Raw genomic sequence first — 15,728 nt, 5'->3', positions numbered from 1 at the left:
CTAGAAGAGCATTTCGGCCCAGCGCGAGAGCGGGGGCGGTCCCTCGATAAGCCACTTGATCGCGACGATGCCGATCGTCGCGGAAACGCCGCTCACAAAAATCGCGAACTTGCCCGGGCGCACCTTCAGCGACCGGTGAACGATGATCTGGAAAGCGATCGCTATGATCCAGAAGGCGGCGATCTGCAGCCGGCTTTCGATATGGCGCAGGTGCATGCGTGTGAACATCCCCGCGATCAGGAAGCCGAACGAGGAGGCGAGGAGGAGGCAGAAGTAGTTGGCTCGAGTCAGACTTTGCAAGGTTGCCTCAATCATCCACGGATCGCGCGCAGTGGCGCACCGCACCTGAATTCGTCATGTACACCGGCAGCGCTGTTTTCTCAGGGGACGACCGGGCCGGAATTCGGCTGCGCGGCGGGCATCTGCCAGACCGCAGCGCCCGAGCGCCGGGCGAGCTGGACGATCTCGCGCACCGGGCCGTCCGGGCGGCCCATCATCAGCCAGCTGGCCCCGACTGCAACGACATAGACCGCGCCGCCGGTGCACACTTCGATGGCCAGCTGGACGAGATTGCTGGCTTGAAGCGGAGACAGTGCGCCATGCACGAAGTAGGTGCCCACGGCCATCGCCGCGAGACCGACGAGCGTGACCGTATGGGAGGCGGCCTGCGCGGCGACGGTTACTCCGGTCAGCATCCGGGCGACGATCAGTTCGAAGACCATCGAAATGAATTCACACACGCATCGCCCCAGCGCCGCGCCGATCATGCCGCCAAGCAGGAAGCCGATCACCACCAGCGGGACCTTGAGCACCAGCACGAGGGCCTGCTGCACGAAGAGGATCTTGGTCCTGCCGAGCGCCATGGCCACCGGCTGCAATCCGGTGCTGAACAGGCTGATGGTATAGAAGACCGCACTGATCTGGACGAACGGTACCGCCGCGATCCATTGCGGCCCCAGCGCTACCTTGACGGCCGGTTCGGCGACGAGGGCAAGGCCGATGCCAAGCGGTGCGGTAATCATGGCCAGTGTCGACTGGGCCCGCAGGCAGGCGTTGCGCAGGCGGTTGAGGTCTCCGTTGAGATTGGCGAGGCCGGGAAACAGCGCCATGCGGATCGGCTGCACCATCTCGCGCGAGGGCACGACGGCAAGACTGTCGGCCATGGCGTAGATGCCCAGTTGCGCCCGCGGGACCAGTGCACCCATGATCAGCTGGTCGACCCGCCAGTTGAGCGTCTCGCAAAGCTGCTTGAAGAACATCCAGCCCGAGAACGACCAGATCTCCCGCAGATGGACCAGCGAAAAGCGCGGGCGATAAGGTACGAGCATGTAAGTCAGTGCCGTCGCGACGAGGGCGCCGATGGCGTTCCCGGCGATGATCGCCCAGTAGGACCGGAGCATGATGGCAAGGGCAATGGCCACGCCCAGGCTCATGAGCTTGAGGCTGAGCTGGGAAATGGCGAGGGGCCAGAAGCGCATTTCCTTGGTGACGACTGTCACCATCGGGTTCTGCAGGCCCATCAGGGCGCCGGTCAGTCCAGAGACCAGCAGCACGGGGATCAGGCCCGGAACCGAATAGACGAGCGATAGCGGCCAGGCGAGCAGCACGAAGAAGACGCACAGGGCAAGTGACCGCAGCAGCGCCATGGTCCATGCCGTGTCGACATGGCTTGCGTCGATCTTGTCCTTGCGGATCAACGCATTCGACAGGGACAGTTCGGTGCAGGACTGGACGACGCTGAGGATCGAACTGGCAATGGCGACGATACCGAAGTCTTCCGGCGTCAGCAGATGCGCCAGCACGACAAGGGCGAGTGCGCCCAGCAGGTTGCCGGTCAGGCGCGCGCTACCGAGCGAAAAGACCCCGTGCATCATACCGAGCCTGAGGTTCATGGTCTTATCCCCACGGCCGGGCTGGGGGTGCCCGGTGTGAAAGTGGTTCTGGTCCCGCCGCGATCACACAGGCCGTCAAAGCGAGACGATCTTGCGCGGATCCAGCCTGCCGCGCAGGAAATCGGTAATCGCCAGCAGGTTGCCCAGCAACCGGCCGCGCCGGTCGATGTGCGGTTCGGGAGAGATGCTGCGGACCAGGTTCGCGGAGACGTTCTTCAGCAGCTGGCGCCAGCCGATGTCGGGCTGCATCGTTCCCTTGCGATAGAGGTAGATCACGTTGGCGACCTGCGAATAGCCCAGCCGCTTGCCCGGCTGACGTCCACCGCGGTCGCCCAGATGGATGCCGGTGATCTCCGGACCGGAAATCAGCTTGCCGCGCTTGCTGAGTTGATAGGTGAGGTCGACGTCTTCCAGCCAGCCGTAAAGCGGCAGGTTCTCGTCGAAGCGCAGATCGCCCAGCACGTCGAGGCGCATCACCATGTTGCAGCCATAAAGCGCCTGGCGGGGGACATGCCCGGTTTGTGCCGGACGCTCGCCGTCGACTTCAAGGCGGCGCACCGCCACGTCGAAGGGAATGGGTTCATGCGAGACGCCGTCGTCGACCAGAATCCCGGTCAGCCCCGCGATTTCCGGGTCGGCCAGCAGAAGGGCCTCGGTCGCCTCGAGATAGTCGTTGGCCGGGACGAAATCGTCATCGAAGAAGACGACCACATCCGACTCGTCCTTGACCATCTCGATCCCTGAATTGCGCTGGCAACATGTGCCGCGTGGACCGACAATCACGCGCGTATTGGCGGCCACATCGTCAAGGCCGGCAATGTCGGCGGGACAGGTCCCGATTACGATAGTGCCGTCCGCGGGACGGGTCTGGTGTTCGAGGTGCCGCAGCAGCTTGCGCACGGAATCGGGTCGGCCGTAAGTGGCGATGATGACATGAATCCGAATTGGCTGGCTGCAATTCTCTCTGGCTATTTTCAGGTTGGCAGCTGTCATAAACCTTCGTCACCATTACAATTTATGTGGATCGGGCGGCTTCCGGAAACCTTGGGGCCGGGCACTTTACGTCTGCACAGTTCCGATCTTCGTTCGCCTATTGTCCGATAAACTCTCGCCGATTTCAGGTACTTGATCGACCTCGTAATCGCGGTAACCCGCCTTAGTCACCGCCCCGGTGGGCCCGGAGGAGGGTGAATAATTCGGCCTACCCCGAAATCGGCCGGTGGAAATGGATGTCGTACTCATCGACAGCGCTCCTATCCGGCCCGTTCCGGCAGGGTGACGCCGGAAATCAGCCGGGCTGCGGCGCGGCGCGGCACCGTCCGGTAGTGGCCGAGGGGTAGGCACTCGGCGAGGCCCACCAGCGCCCGCGTGCCCTGCCGCAGCGTGGCGGCCATGCTGCGCGCCTGGCATATCGAACCCTCGCACAGGTCGACCCGGTGGTCGGCGAAGTGGAGCTTGAAGTCTTCGTCGCCCTTGCCGAAGTCGATCAGGGTCACGCCCTGTTCGTTGGCCGTCATCGCGCACTGGTTGATGAGGTTGATCCCCGGGCCCAGCTTGTAAAGCGCCAGGTCGTAGGATGGGAACCACCAGTGCAGCACGCCTTTCGCGCGCATGCCGAAGTGGGCGGCGATCAGGCGATCGCCCGCGTGCAAGGTGCTCATGACGCCGGCGAAGTCGGGCTCGTCGATGGCCCTCAGCCGATCGAGGACTTCGCCAACCCAGCCGCTACCCAGCATCGCCCTCAGGCCCATGCGGGCGTACTGGGCGTTCTTCATTTCAACGTGCCGCTCGTGCACGGTTTCGGAGGGATCGTGGAAGGCGAAGCGCAGCGGGCCGATCTCGGTTTCCGTCTTGCGCTGCCGACGGCGGACTTCGCGCTGCGCCTTGGTCCAGCGCGAATCCTTGCGCGCGATATAGGCCTCGTAGCCGTTCGAGAGATCCATGCAGGGTGAGTAGGAGAAGGTATGCGCACCCTCGGCCAGCGTCGAGAAGGCCGTCGGCAGGTGATTGTAGTCGTAGGCGGAGAGGCCCGCAGCGCGCAGCAGGGCCGGGCCGGAGACGGCTGTCCCGGGCGCAAGGATCGGGCCGTGATAGTCGTTGATGTGCCCGCCGATCGGCTTGGCGACGTCGCCGCGTGTCAGGTGGAACGGGAAGAAGCCCACGACATCGCCGCCCCGTTCCAGAACCGCGACGCGTGCATCCGGTCGCGCCGCAGCCACGGCCAGGGTGAATTGGGGGCGATAGAATGGGCTTTGGTAAAGCGCACCGGCGTCGCACAGCCGGCTCCAGCGAGCGAGAAGATCGCGATCGAGTTGCGAGGGGGGGAGAACTCTTGCTTTCATGCTGCAGCCTCCCGGACGGGGCAGGGGAGCCGGTCCCTGCGGTGGCGTAGTGGCAGGTATCGGGTCATGCCTGATCCATTGCCGTGCGCTTGCGCGCTACGGTCCTTGTCCTTGATGTGCCGTGGACGGGGTCGTGGTTCGCTTGCGCTGCCTCGCGGCCCGGCCGCAGGGCGAGGGCCGCTCCCGACAGGATCGAGAAGATCGCGACCGGATTGGCCAGCGGAGAGGCGATGGCTGCCGGGATCAGGCTGAATACGGCCGCGCTGGCGAAGGCGCCGCCCAGCGTTTGCGATGAATCGGCGCCGATGCCCCAACTCGATCGGCGCGAGGGCTGGAAGATCGTCAGCAGGTACATCACGAAGGAGACGCTGCCGATGACCCCCATCGCGCCGATGATCGCGGTCAGCATGCTGGATGAGCGGAAGCTGCCCGGGCCGATGCCAAGACCATAGGAATCGATCAGGCCGTGGATACCCTGCATGGCCCAGAACAGGCGCTGCTGGCCGGAATCGGTCGAGGATTTCGCGACCGTCATTTCCAGCACGAGGTTTCCTATCGCCGTTGCCACTTCAGGGATCGACGCCATGAGGATCGCGACCATGAACACGATCATGAAACCGACGAGGGCAAGGCGCTGGATCTTCCCCTGCGGCGCGAGAGTGGGAAAGGCGAGGGCGCGGGCGAGGAAGATCAGGGCATAGCCGGCCAGCGCGACATAGGCGGTCGACGAGGTGCTGATGACCAGCATGACGGTCAGGATGGTGGCCAGCAGGCCCGTCTGCCGGGGGCGGATCGAGCGGTACCAAAGCTCGGCATTGACCACGAGGGCAATGAAGCACGACCCGGCGTAGGACGAGGCTTCGGGCAGAAGGCCGCGTATGCGCACGAAACCGTCCACCTCGACGTTCATCTGAACGTAGTCGCCGTTGCGGAAGATCGCGAGAACGTCCTCCAGCGGCGTTCCGCGCGCGACGAGATCGAGCAGTCCGGTAATGATGAAGAACCAGCCGCTCCAGATCGCGGTATCGATGAGGACCTTCTTCGATCCGCGCGCCTGGCAGAAGATGTAGGCGGCAACGGCCAGCAGCAGCGTTCCGACAAGATAAGTGGCCGCCGTCAGGTTCTGCGAGGTCGGGCCGAGGGGAATGACATCGAACAGTCCCGAACCCGGTATCGGGCGCATCGGATAGACTGCGATCGCGCCGCCGAACAGGCGTGGCCCGATGTATGAATTGGCGATGCCGTAGAAGCAGAACAGCACCAGCCAGGCGTTCGCCCGAACGGCATCGGGAAAGTAGCCGTAAAGGCCGCCCTTGGGTGCGAAAATGCGCAAGTAAACGAAGAGCAGGGCGAACTGGACGGGCGGGATCGAGGACCCTCCGAGCGAGGGCAGCAGGATCGCCGCCGATCCGTCGAACAGGCCGCTGACAATAAGGAAGATGAAGGCGCTGCCGGGGCCGCCGAAGAGCACGATCGCTGCGCCGACCACTATCTGGATCAATCCGATGAAGGTGAGTTCCAAAGATAGTTCCCCATGATCCCGCGCGGTTCAGCGGCCGAGCGACTGGCCCGAAGCCTGTTCGGGCATCGACGGGCGCGCTGCTCTCCATGCCTTGGCCCACCCGATCATGTTCAGGAACCTAGCACCGCGAACGCGCGCGCCGCCAATGCGCATCCGGGTTAGCCCTGCCGACGATCCGGCTTTTTTTGGACGGTGAGCAGGTCTCGGCTAACAGCGCCCGCGAGGGCCTTTTCAAGCCGGGAAGCGCTCTGAAAAAGCGGACTAATCCTTATCAGCAAGTGCTCCGTGGGAGGCGCTGGGTCATCATGCAGGCAGTTGGTTCGCTTGTATGCGCCATGACGGCTGCGCGCGTCCCGGGGGATGGGATCTCGCGCAACGCATTCAGATTGGGTCAAAATCAGAGAAGCTGGCTGCCCTATGAAGATCGGTTCCATCGTGCCTGCAAGCGATGCCTCTGCACTGGAGGCCTTGCTGCCACGTTCGATCTGGGAGGGCATGGACCCGATCGATCCTACCCCGATGAAGCATTTCATCTGGCACGAGGCCTGCTTTGCGACGATGTATCGCAATCGCAAGGCCGTCCTGCTTACCACCAACGGGGGCATAGCCGCCTTCGTTCGCAAGGGGGCGTTGCCGACCCTGTTCCTGGCAGGCGCGGAGGAACTGGCCGAACCGGCAGAGGCGGCCTACGCCGATGCCGAAGCGGCGGAGCGGCTTGCCGATGCCATTCTCGACCATCGCCTGCCGGTGAAGCTGGGCCAGCCGCCGGCAGGCACGGTCTTTGCGGATATCTTCGCGGCAAAGGCGCAGCGGCGCGGCCTGCTGGTCACGGCGCCGACCGAAGGTTCCCCCTACATCGAACTTGACGAGAGCTGGAAGGATGCCCTCGCGCGCTTCAATTCGCGCAGACGTGCGGATTTTCGCCGGATGCGCCGCCGTGCCGAGGAAGACGGCGAAGTCGCTTTCGAGTTTCACGAACCTGGCCCCGATGAGGCTGAAGTGCTGCTCGAGCGCGCGATCGAGGTGGAAGCGAAGAGCTGGAAATCGCGCACCCGCACCGCGATTGCCGACAACAAGGTGCAGCTCGACTTCTTCCGCCGCTATGCCCGGCTCGCCGCACAGGAAGGCATCTTCCGGATCGCCTTCATGAAGATCGGACCCGAGATCGCCGCGGCCCAGATCTGCGCCGAATGCGACGGCAGCTTCTGGCTGTTCAAGATCGGCTACGACGAGCGCTTCGCCCGCTGTTCGCCCGGCCAGCTCCTGATGCTCGAAAGCATCCAGCAGGCCGCTGGCCGCGGTCTGAAGCGCTACGAGTTCCTCGGCAAGGCGGCAGGCTGGACTGCCTTCTGGGCTTCCAGCGAACGCCCGCGGATGAAATTCAACTACTACCCCTGGAACCTGCTGGGCGCGGCAGCCCTGGTGAAGGACGTTGCCGCGATGGGGCGCAAGAAGATCAGCCAGTTCATCGAAGGTCGCAACAAAGAAAGATCGCAAGATGGGAACGGTTAAATCCTTCAACGGCATCTTTGCCTTCCTGGTGTTGCAGTTCCTGCTGCTGTTGCTGCTGGAACTGACCGACATCAGCCTGTTCATCGGCGAAGCCTTTTCCTTCGCCGGGCCGATGGGGATGGCCGAGCACCTGTTGCTGGTTTCGGCGATCCTTGCGTTGCTGTGGTTCGCGTGGTCCGCCCTGATGGAGCCGGTAGAGATCTATTGGGGCACGAGCGCCAAAGTCCGCATGCGCAAGTGGATGTTGCCGGCGCTTCTGGCCATTGCCTGCATGATCGCCGCAACAGCTGCGGTCGTCCTGGTGACCCGCCGCGCATCGCCGGCGGGCGTGGAATCCTCACTGGTCTCCTTTGCCCTGCTGCTCGTGCCGACCGCGGTAACGGCACTGCTGCTGGTTTCGGCATTGCGGCGCTGGCAGGCGATCAATTCCGGCATTGCGATCATGCGCGGGGCGCTGGAGCGAACCGGACCGTCGGCAGGACTGGACCGCGTCAGGGCCTCGATCGACTGGGAGGACAGCGCGTCCTCGGTCTCGGTGCGGCCCAATCCGCAGGGTTTTACTTTCGCCGGGCTTACTGCCAGGCCCTGGCACGATCCGAAGGAATTTGCCTGGCTGCCCGCATTCGTCGACGCGGTGGATGACTTGCGGGCGGAAGCGGAGGCAGTCCTGCTCAATCACGAAACGCGGATCGAACATTATCACTACGTCGGCCTCGACGGCGATTTCTGGCGCAACTTCAGCTTCGTCAAGCGGCATGAGGAAGTGCCCGAGAACCTTGCCCTGTGTCCGGGGGTGGCCGGCCTGCTGAAGACGATCCCGGGATATCCGGCCTTTCGCGATGCCATGTTCTCGATCCTCGGCCCCCATGGTTTCATTCGCCCGCATCGCGACGTGTCCAACGTCTTCCTCACCCTGCACCTGCCGCTGATCGTTCCGCCCGGCGGGCACATCGAGGTGGGCGGGATCCGGCGCGAGTGGCGTTACGGCGAGCCGCTGATCTTCGATTCTTCCTATGCCCACGAAGCGGAAAACAGCTCTACGCAGCCGCGGATCGTCCTGCTGGTCGACTTTCCCCACCCCGAATTGACGAAGGCGGAATGCGACTGGATCCGGGCCTCGAAAATCTAGCTTGCGACTGCAAGCACGGGATCAAGGGTGACACATTGACCAGGCAGTGCATCGCATTCGTCACCGACGAGAACTTCTTCCTGCCGACGTTCGTTGCGGCCATCCTCGCCCGCAAGCACTGCTCGCGCGACACCGATGTCGTGATTACCTTCACCGAGGCCTCTGTTGGTCGTCACGTGGCGCAGGACCTGTGTGCGCGCGAGAATATCGTCTTTCAGGACACCAGCGCCTTCTTCACCGAGCAGTTATCGGTGCTCGACAAGTCGAAGTTCGCCGGCCGGATCAGCATTGCCGCCATGGGGCGCCTCCTGTTGCCAGCGGTGCTTCCGGAAATCTACGAGCAGATCATCTACCTGGACGGCGACGTGCAGGTCGTGGGCCCGCTCGATTATCTTGAAAACTACAGGGTGCCCGAGGGCAAGTTCCTCGCCGCACTGGACTACGTTCCGGTGCTCTCCGTCCTCAAAGGGGCGAGCCACGAGGACTATTTCAATTCCGGCGTCATCAAGTTCAACCGCAAGGGCTGGATCGGACGCAGGGCCTTCGATTTCTTCGTTGAGAACGGCGGGGCCTATCACGATCAGGGGGCGCTGAATGCCGTGAAGGGGGACGCGTGGATCCCGATTTCCAACAAATGGAACTTCCCGCGCCAGTTCATGCACCTCGTCGATGACGGTGCGCCGGCTATCATTCATTACATGTCGCACCCCAAGCCCTGGGACGGCGTGTTCTTTCCGTGGAGCCGGCGCGAGCACGATGTCTATCGCGACTATAGCGTTTCTGTGAAAAACCGAATCGTGCCTCTTCCCTGGACCGACTCGCTCTGATTCAGTTGATCCTCTTGGAGGATTGATCATGGCAGCCCCATTACCCACTGAGCTTCGAAATCGGTTCCTGCAGTATTTGGATGAAGGGTTGAGCGGTCGGGCAGCGGCGGCGCGGCTGAAGGTATCGCCGGCGACCGGGTCCCGTTGGTTGCACTCGGCGCGTACCAAGGGACATGTTGAACCTGCGCCCCAGGGGCGGCCCAAAGGCAGTGGCAAGCTGGAGCCCTATCACGAGTTCTTTGTGGAGCTGGTTGGGCAGGATCCCGATATCACGCTGTACGAACTGCGGGACGCATTGGAAGAGGCTGAAGGTGTGCGCGTGCACCATTCCTCCATCGCCATGCTGCTGCAGCGTCTTGGTTATACGTATAAAAAAAGTCGCTGGTGGCCAGCGAGCGCCGCAAGGCGAACGTAAGGCAACGGCGGGTCGACTGGCTCGCCAATCGCCTCCCGGCCATGCGCGAGCAACCTTGGCGCCTTGTCTTCATTGATGAGACATCGGTGAAGACCAACATGACCCGACTGTGCGGACGCGCCCCGCGCGGGGCGCGTCTCGAAATGGAAGCCCCGTTCGGGGCCTGGGGCACGCAAACCTTCATCGCCGGCTTGACCCACAACGAAATGATTGCCCCCTGGATCATCAAGGGCGCGATGGATGGAACAGCCTTCGCCGCCTATATCCGCGAGGTTCTGGCCCCAGAGCTTGAACCCGGCACCGTCGTCATCTGCGACAATCTTGCCGCTCACAAAAATGCCCAGGCCGCCCAAGCGCTGCGAGAGGCTGGCTGCTGGTTCATGTATTTGCCGCCGTATTCGCCAGAATTAAACCCAATCGAGCTGGCCTTTGCCAAGCTTAAGGCGCACTTGCGCAAAGCAGGAGCGCGAACCTTCACCGACCTCTTCGATGCACTCGGCAAGATCTGTGACCTGTTCTCTCCGCAGGAATGCGAAAACTTCTTCAAAGCTTCTGGATATATCTCAGGTTAATCCCGAAACGCTGTATCTGAAGAAATATCCGCAGCTGCGCCGGTTTCGCAGGAGCATTTCGTTGGCGAGGCGGGCGCTCTACCGGTTCCGCTCGTGGGACATGCGCCGCAGGAACGAATACCGGCACTGTTCCGCCAGACTGGCTTCAGTTCTCTATTGAGCTTTGAAAGGACGGCGCGCGTGGCGGGCCGTCAACTGCGATGGCAGTCGGGATGTTGCGCGGCGTAGCATGCGGACGCGGGTTAGTGCGCCCCAACTCGATTCACGCGGCGCCCGCTTTCAGTTCATGCGGTTTTCGGACTCGATCTGGTCTGCCACAGTACGCAGCAGTGAGGGTAGCTCCGAGCGCATCCCGAGCATTTCGTACATGTTGAGCGTGGCGCCCAGCATGGCGAGTGCGACCGTGGACGCGGGAGAGCCATTCCTTATCAGTTTGGCATACCCATCCATCAGGGACTCCGCCACCTCGACGAAGTCGACGAAGTTCGAGGAACTTTGATCTGCGAGCAAGCGTTGTAATCCTCTCATTATTTTTGCAGATCGATCGTCAGACGATGTCATCGGCGCTCATCCAACCCAAGCTGCAAGCGCACTGCTGCAGCACGTACACATGATGCCGAGGCCCCCAGCTCGACGTCGGCTTCAACTGGGTAATCGGTACTTGTGCAATACCGGCAGATAGATGCCTCTGCGGCTTTCGCGCCCGTTATCCGAAGGTACCCGACAGTTGATTTATGCAATACTCTTAGCATCGTCCGGCGCGTTGGCGGAACGGGTAAATGGGCTAAGACTCGTGGATAAGTCCCGTTTTGGCGACTAACTTGCTGATCCTTCTCTTATTAACTTGCATGGCTGACCCTCCGTTTAATTCTGCAAGTGGTCTCAGAAACCTCGTTATCGGTACGGCATCCCAATATGTTGTTCAGCGCTTCATTCGATGGTCCCGCATAGTCATGCGAAACTTGCAACTGTTCAGTACGCTGCGCGCTCCAGTTCGGTGAACTGCCTGAATTTCTGTCCGAAACTCTGCGGCGAGAACTGCGCGGCGCGCTGGATCGCGTGGCGTGGGTCGAACTCGGGCAGGAACGCTTCCATCGTCGATACGGCGTCCACCAGCGCCTCGGTCTCCTGGCTGTCGAAATAGATGCCGGTCCGGCCGTGTTCGACGGTGTCGAGCAGGCCCCCGCGCGCGTAGCCGACGACGGGACGGCCAGAGGCCATGGTTTCGATCGGTGTGAGGCCAAAATCCTCCTCTGCGGTCATCACCAGCGCGCGGCAACGGGCGTAGGCTTTGACAAGCCCGGCAAAGTCGAGCCGGTCGACGATGCGGATATTGGGTCCGGCTTTCGCCTTGAGCGCTTTCGACATGCCGCCTGTGCCGACCATCAGCAGCGGCAACCCGTTTGCATTGAACGCGTCAACGGCAAGGTCCGGGCGCTTGTAGGGCACCATCTGGCCGACCCAGAGATAGTAATCGTCGATCTCGGTCGAGGGCGTGAAGAGACCGGTTTCGACCGGCGGGTGAATGACTTCCGCCTCACGCCGCCAGACTTTGCGGATACGCTGCCGGATAAACTCGGAGTTTGCCGCGAAGCGGTCGACGCGGGCACTGGAGCTGACATCCCAGGCGCGCAACCGGTGGTACATCATCGGCATGGCGCGCCGGGCCAACCAGTTCGCCTCCTTCTTGTAGCGATGGTAATGGTCCCACAGGTAGCGCATCGGTGAATGGCAGTAGCACGCGTGCAGCGCGGTCGGCGCGGTGATGACGCCTTTGGACGGCCCCGCCTCGCTGCTGATGACGAGGTCGTAGCCGCTCAGGTCCAGTTCCTCGAGGGCCATGGGCATCAGCGGCAGGTAGTATTGGTAGAGCTTCTTCGACAGCGGCATGCGATCGATGAAGCTCGTCGTGACTTTGGCCGCCCGGATCTTCGCAGAGACCGCATCGGGATCGTAGACGTGGGTGAAGATGTCAGCTTGCGGATAGAGGTCGAGCATCTGCTCCAGCACCCGCTCGCCGCCGCGCATGGAGACCAGCCAGTAATGGACGATCGCCACGCGGGGCTGCGAGAAAGGCGCGGCGCCCGCGGATGGTCGCCAGTCGCTGCGGCTGGCGACGATGTTCATGAATAGTACTCGCTGTACTTGCTGTAGTAGAACGAGACGTCCTCACGGTCGAAGTAGGCTTTCTTGCGCAGATCGACCTGGTTGAGCGCGACGCCCACGACGTTGACCAGCTTCTTGGGCAGGCGCGCGCGGGCGGTGCGAATGGCAAAGCTGGACGTCTTGCACCAATGGGCGGCTAGGACGACGGCATCGGCCTGGCAGGCGATGGAGCGCGTGGCCGCGATCGGCAGGATCGGCGGCAGGTCGAGGATGATGCGGTCGAAATGCGGCCGCAGCTTCTCCAGCAGGTCGATGAAGGGCTGGCCGGTCAGGAGCTTGTCCGGCGCATCGGACTTGGGGCCGAGCGGCAGGACGCACAATACGCGGTCGCGCAGAAGCTCTTCGACATCGAGCGGCGAAGTGCCGTTGAGCACTTCGATCAGACCCGGTTGGTCGGGGCCGACATCGAGCAGGCGGCTGATCCCGCGCCGGCGCAGGTCGCAGTCGATCAGCATCGTACGCTCGCCGTCGGCCGCCAGTACGTGCGACAGGCAGCACGAGAGCACCGTCTTGCCTTCGCCGGGCAATGCCGAGGTGATCGCGATGACCTGTGCCCGGTTCATCGTCGCCTGGTCGATGGCCGTGCTGAGCACCCGGAAGGATTCGGTGAATACCGACTTGGGGTTGTCGCGGATCGCCGAAATGGCGTGCGGCTTGCCTTCGTGGACGGATGCCAGCAGCGGGATCGAGGCGAGGCAGTTCTCGCCCAGATCGTGTTCGACTTCGTGCGCCGACTTGATGCCGTGGAACAGGGCATCGGCGATATAGGCCGCAATCACGCCAAGCCCGAGGCCGATGACGAGCGCCAGGGCAAGGTTCAGCTTCAGGTTCGGGGAGATAGGCTTCATCGGATCGTTGGCAAGCGAGAGGATCCGGGCCATCGGCTTCGAGGTGCCTTCGGCTGCTAGCAATTGCTTGTAGCTGTTCAGATAGGTCTCGTAGATGCCCTGAGACGCTTCGGCGGAGCGCTCAAGCTCGCTCAGGCCGACCATCGCCGCATTGTTCGAGGCAAGCATCGAGCGGGCATGGGAAAGGCTGCCGGCGATCGAGGCCAGGCGATCTTCGGATACGTCCTTCTTCGCGCGCAAGTTGGAGATCACGCGTCCGATCTCGTCCTGGATCTGCTGGCGGACCTGAGCGAGCTGATTCCGGGTCCGTATCAGTTGCGGGTGATTGGGGCCGTAGCGGGCTTCCAGGCTTGCGACTTCACCGGCGAGCGTTCCCTCCTGCGTGCGCAGAGAGGAAACAACCGGCGAATCCAGCGCTTCGCCGACATCGTCTCCCGATGAGCCCGAACGCAACTGCCCCAGTGCGGTCTGCAGGCGCGCATTGGCTTCCGCCGACTCGGCCCGGGCGCGCGTCATCTCGAGGTTGTAGTTCGAGATTTCCTGTTCGGTCAGCGATGCGCCCGAGGTGCTGAGCAGGTTGTTGGCGATACGGTACTGCTGCAGCGCGCTGGTATCGGCCTGTGCCTGTTCGCGCAGGCTGACGAGGCGCTCCTCGACCTGCTTGCGGATCTGCGAATTGCGTTCCTCGTCCTGCGAGGTCTGCCAGTTCGCGAACTGGTGGGCATATTCGTTGACGATCTGGCGCGCATCGCTGGGAACTGCGGCATCGTAGGAAATGGTCAGCGCGAAACTGGTGCCGGTGCGCTGCGCATTCACCTTTTCCTGCATGAGATCGAAGAGCGTACGCCGCTCCTCGGCGTCGAGGCCTTTATCGATCTTCAGCGCATCGGCGACGCGGCGCGCCATCTGGCGGGACTTGATGATCTCCACCTGGGTGTCGACCAACTGGCTGGTCAGCGGCACCGGGGCCGTCGGCGTATCGTCCGCACTGGGCAATCCGCTGCTTTGTTCGACCAGCATGACGGTCGCTTCCGCGCGATAGACTTTCTTCGACAGCAGGCTGATCGCCAGGCCCGCTAGCAGGCCGAGAATTGCGAAGGCGATGATGATCTTCAGGCGTCGCCGAAAAAAGCTGATGCTTCCGCTGAGATCGAGGCGGTCAGCCGAGGCCAACGACCGCCCGGTGGTTCTTTCCAGCGCCGACGAACCGGGTTCGGCTCCGGACGCAACAATTTCACGAGATCCGCTCATTGCAATTCTCCAGCGTGCGGATTGCGGTCTGCACGCGTAAGGCCAGGCTGGTTCGTCACAAGGCGACCCTTATGCCGGCCGAAACCGATGCCCCGCTGTAGCTGCGGCCGCTCGCGCCGCCGGACTGCTTGCGGTAGCCGCCCTCGACCACGGCCGAGATATTCCTGGTGATGCGGTACTGGACGTTGCCGTAGCCGGTATAGCGGCGATCGGTTCCGGACAGTCCGCGATAATCCTCGCCGGTATAGACGGCGCCTGCCTCGACCAGCATCCTGTCACCCAGTGCCCGTTGTACCTTGAGCCGGAAGTCGCTGCGCACGATCGCGGGAATGTCGCTGAGCGGGCTGGAGTCGACGAAGCGCTCGCCGCTGGCCGTGAGCTTCCATTTGGGCGTCGGCGTCCAGGTCGCCTCGACCCGGTAGTTCAAGCCGGTTGCGGCCTTGGTGCCCGGTGCGTCGAACTTCTGGTGAATGTAGCCGACAGCGGCGATCACATCGACCAGCTTGCTGACTTCGTAGTGGATGCCGGCCAGTGCCGAATAGCCCTTGGAATCGCGCGAAACGCCGAGGTTCTGGTCGTAGGTGACGTCGTTGACCGAGAATTCGCTGTAAAGCCGCATGACCGGGGACAGGCGATAGCTGGCCTTGAGCGTGGCCTTCTTGATCTCGGCGTCGCGGAAGCTCAGGTCGATGCTTGTGTCGTTGATGCTGGCGTTGAGGTATTTGCGCCGGGTGAAGGAACCGGCAAGCCCGGCTTCCAGAATGCCGCCGGTGCGTTCGATGCTGCCCTCGATGTACTTGTCGTCGAAGCGGACCGGGCGATCGGTCAGGAACTGGTCCCCGGCAGTGCCGCGTATCTCGATTCCGCGCAGATACCCGCCCCGAGCATAGACGTCGATGCGGTCGCCGAGGTCGAGATGGGCGTGTCCGTCGACATGGTAGGTCGTGGAGTTTTCGGCGGACGTGTCCGAATATTTGCGGGTCGTAACGCCGGCGCGCACGCCCACTTCGTGACGGGCGAGGTTCGTCGTCAGATGAAATTCGGACTGGAGGAGGGCGCTGGTGTCGTTGGTCCGGTTCTGTTCGACGTTGTAGATATTGGAATCGTAAATGCCCTGGAGGGCCGAAGTGTTGTAAAGGAGCAGGCTGCCGGAAATGGGTATGCCGGCGCCGCGTTCCGGCTCGAAGATGTCGGTGGGCGTCTCGACAACGTCGACCGCCCGCGCCGCGGCGACACGCGGGACGGCGGAAAA

13 protein-coding genes are annotated in these 15,728 nt (G+C 62.7%); 4 read left to right on the top strand and 9 right to left on the bottom strand.

All coding sequences use genetic code 11. From position 1 onward, the window contains the following. The 5 genes from SPHV1_RS01505 to SPHV1_RS01485 all read right to left on the bottom strand — a co-directional run bounded on the left by SPHV1_RS01505 (position 1) and on the right by SPHV1_RS01485 (position 5,756). Positions 1 to 300, bottom strand: a complete 300-nt coding sequence (locus SPHV1_RS01505; RefSeq protein ID WP_231634381.1) for a hypothetical protein — start codon at positions 298 to 300, stop codon at positions 1 to 3. Positions 301 to 380: 80 nt separating this feature from the next. Continuing rightward, on the bottom strand, positions 381 to 1,892 hold the full coding sequence (locus tag SPHV1_RS01500) for a lipopolysaccharide biosynthesis protein (protein ID WP_054944352.1): 1,512 nt from the start codon (positions 1,890 to 1,892) through the stop codon (positions 381 to 383). 75 nt (positions 1,893 to 1,967) lie between these two features. Continuing rightward, positions 1,968 to 2,885 carry a glycosyltransferase family 2 protein gene (locus tag SPHV1_RS01495; RefSeq protein ID WP_054944351.1) on the bottom strand — a complete coding sequence of 306 codons (918 nt, stop codon included), beginning with the start codon at positions 2,883 to 2,885 and terminating at the stop codon, positions 1,968 to 1,970. 260 nt (positions 2,886 to 3,145) lie between these two features. Continuing rightward, on the bottom strand, positions 3,146 to 4,234 hold the full coding sequence (locus SPHV1_RS01490) for a GNAT family N-acetyltransferase (RefSeq protein ID WP_054944350.1): 1,089 nt from the start codon (positions 4,232 to 4,234) through the stop codon (positions 3,146 to 3,148). Between the two features lie 64 nt (positions 4,235 to 4,298). Continuing rightward, the gene (locus tag SPHV1_RS01485; protein ID WP_054944349.1) at positions 4,299 to 5,756 is read right to left on the bottom strand and encodes a glycoside hydrolase; all 1,458 of its coding nucleotides are present in this window, start codon (positions 5,754 to 5,756) and stop codon (positions 4,299 to 4,301) included. 417 nt (positions 5,757 to 6,173) lie between these two features. Here SPHV1_RS01485 and SPHV1_RS01480 point away from each other — a divergent pair, with 417 nt between their 5' ends. From SPHV1_RS01480 to SPHV1_RS24205, 4 genes are all read left to right on the top strand, one after another. Continuing rightward, complete coding sequence (locus SPHV1_RS01480) at positions 6,174 to 7,268, top strand: GNAT family N-acetyltransferase (RefSeq protein WP_054944348.1); 1,095 nt, start codon at positions 6,174 to 6,176, stop codon at positions 7,266 to 7,268. Next, positions 7,255 to 8,397: an aspartyl/asparaginyl beta-hydroxylase domain-containing protein gene (locus SPHV1_RS01475; RefSeq protein WP_231634380.1), complete on the top strand. Its 1,143-nt coding sequence runs from the start codon at positions 7,255 to 7,257 to the stop codon at positions 8,395 to 8,397. Before SPHV1_RS01480 ends, SPHV1_RS01475 begins: the two co-directional genes overlap by 14 nt. Positions 8,398 to 8,432: 35 nt before the next feature. Continuing rightward, the gene (locus SPHV1_RS01470; protein WP_231634379.1) at positions 8,433 to 9,224 is read left to right on the top strand and encodes a glycosyltransferase; all 792 of its coding nucleotides are present in this window, start codon (positions 8,433 to 8,435) and stop codon (positions 9,222 to 9,224) included. 28 nt (positions 9,225 to 9,252) lie between these two features. Beyond that, positions 9,253 to 10,211, top strand: a protein-coding gene (locus tag SPHV1_RS24205) for an IS630 family transposase (protein ID WP_156367193.1) whose coding sequence is annotated in 2 segments (ribosomal slippage) — positions 9,253 to 9,594 and positions 9,597 to 10,211 — 957 coding nt in all. Because the reading frame shifts where the segments join, the coding sequence is not laid out codon by codon here. Positions 10,212 to 10,490: 279 nt separating this feature from the next. On the opposite strand, the gene SPHV1_RS01455 is transcribed toward SPHV1_RS24205, so the two are convergent. From SPHV1_RS01455 to SPHV1_RS01440, 4 genes are all read right to left on the bottom strand, one after another. Then, the gene (locus SPHV1_RS01455; protein ID WP_079730259.1) at positions 10,491 to 10,721 is read right to left on the bottom strand and encodes a hypothetical protein; all 231 of its coding nucleotides are present in this window, start codon (positions 10,719 to 10,721) and stop codon (positions 10,491 to 10,493) included. A gap of 462 nt (positions 10,722 to 11,183) precedes the next feature. Next, positions 11,184 to 12,338, bottom strand: a complete 1,155-nt coding sequence (locus SPHV1_RS01450) for a glycosyltransferase (protein WP_054944344.1) — start codon at positions 12,336 to 12,338, stop codon at positions 11,184 to 11,186. After that, positions 12,335 to 14,476 (bottom strand): Wzz/FepE/Etk N-terminal domain-containing protein, encoded by a 2,142-nt coding sequence (locus tag SPHV1_RS01445; RefSeq protein ID WP_054944343.1) that lies wholly within the window; start codon positions 14,474 to 14,476, stop codon positions 12,335 to 12,337. Before SPHV1_RS01445 ends, SPHV1_RS01450 begins: the two co-directional genes overlap by 4 nt. A gap of 55 nt (positions 14,477 to 14,531) precedes the next feature. Further along, on the bottom strand, positions 14,532 to 15,728 hold a 1,197-nt coding region (locus tag SPHV1_RS01440), incomplete at its 5' end, for an outer membrane beta-barrel protein (protein ID WP_054944342.1).

This window comes from Novosphingobium sp. KN65.2 (assembly GCF_001368935.1).
Taxonomy (GTDB): domain Bacteria; phylum Pseudomonadota; class Alphaproteobacteria; order Sphingomonadales; family Sphingomonadaceae; genus Novosphingobium; species Novosphingobium mathurense.
This window is presented reverse-complemented; position numbering and strand designations above follow the sequence as displayed.

Excerpts from the sequence above, each read along its gene's own strand:
- SPHV1_RS01495 (WP_054944351.1), bottom strand. The coding sequence starts at position 2,885 with ATGACAGCTGCCAACCTGAAAATAGCCAGAGAGAATTGCAGCCAGCCA.
- SPHV1_RS01480 (WP_054944348.1), top strand. The coding sequence starts at position 6,174 with ATGAAGATCGGTTCCATCGTGCCTGCAAGCGATGCCTCTGCACTGGAG.
- SPHV1_RS01445 (WP_054944343.1), bottom strand. The coding sequence starts at position 14,476 with ATGAGCGGATCTCGTGAAATTGTTGCGTCCGGAGCCGAACCCGGTTCG.
- SPHV1_RS01500 (WP_054944352.1), bottom strand. The coding sequence starts at position 1,892 with ATGAACCTCAGGCTCGGTATGATGCACGGGGTCTTTTCGCTCGGTAGC.
- SPHV1_RS01475 (WP_231634380.1), top strand. The coding sequence starts at position 7,255 with ATGGGAACGGTTAAATCCTTCAACGGCATCTTTGCCTTCCTGGTGTTG.
- SPHV1_RS01450 (WP_054944344.1), bottom strand. The coding sequence starts at position 12,338 with ATGAACATCGTCGCCAGCCGCAGCGACTGGCGACCATCCGCGGGCGCC.
- SPHV1_RS01490 (WP_054944350.1), bottom strand. The coding sequence starts at position 4,234 with ATGAAAGCAAGAGTTCTCCCCCCCTCGCAACTCGATCGCGATCTTCTC.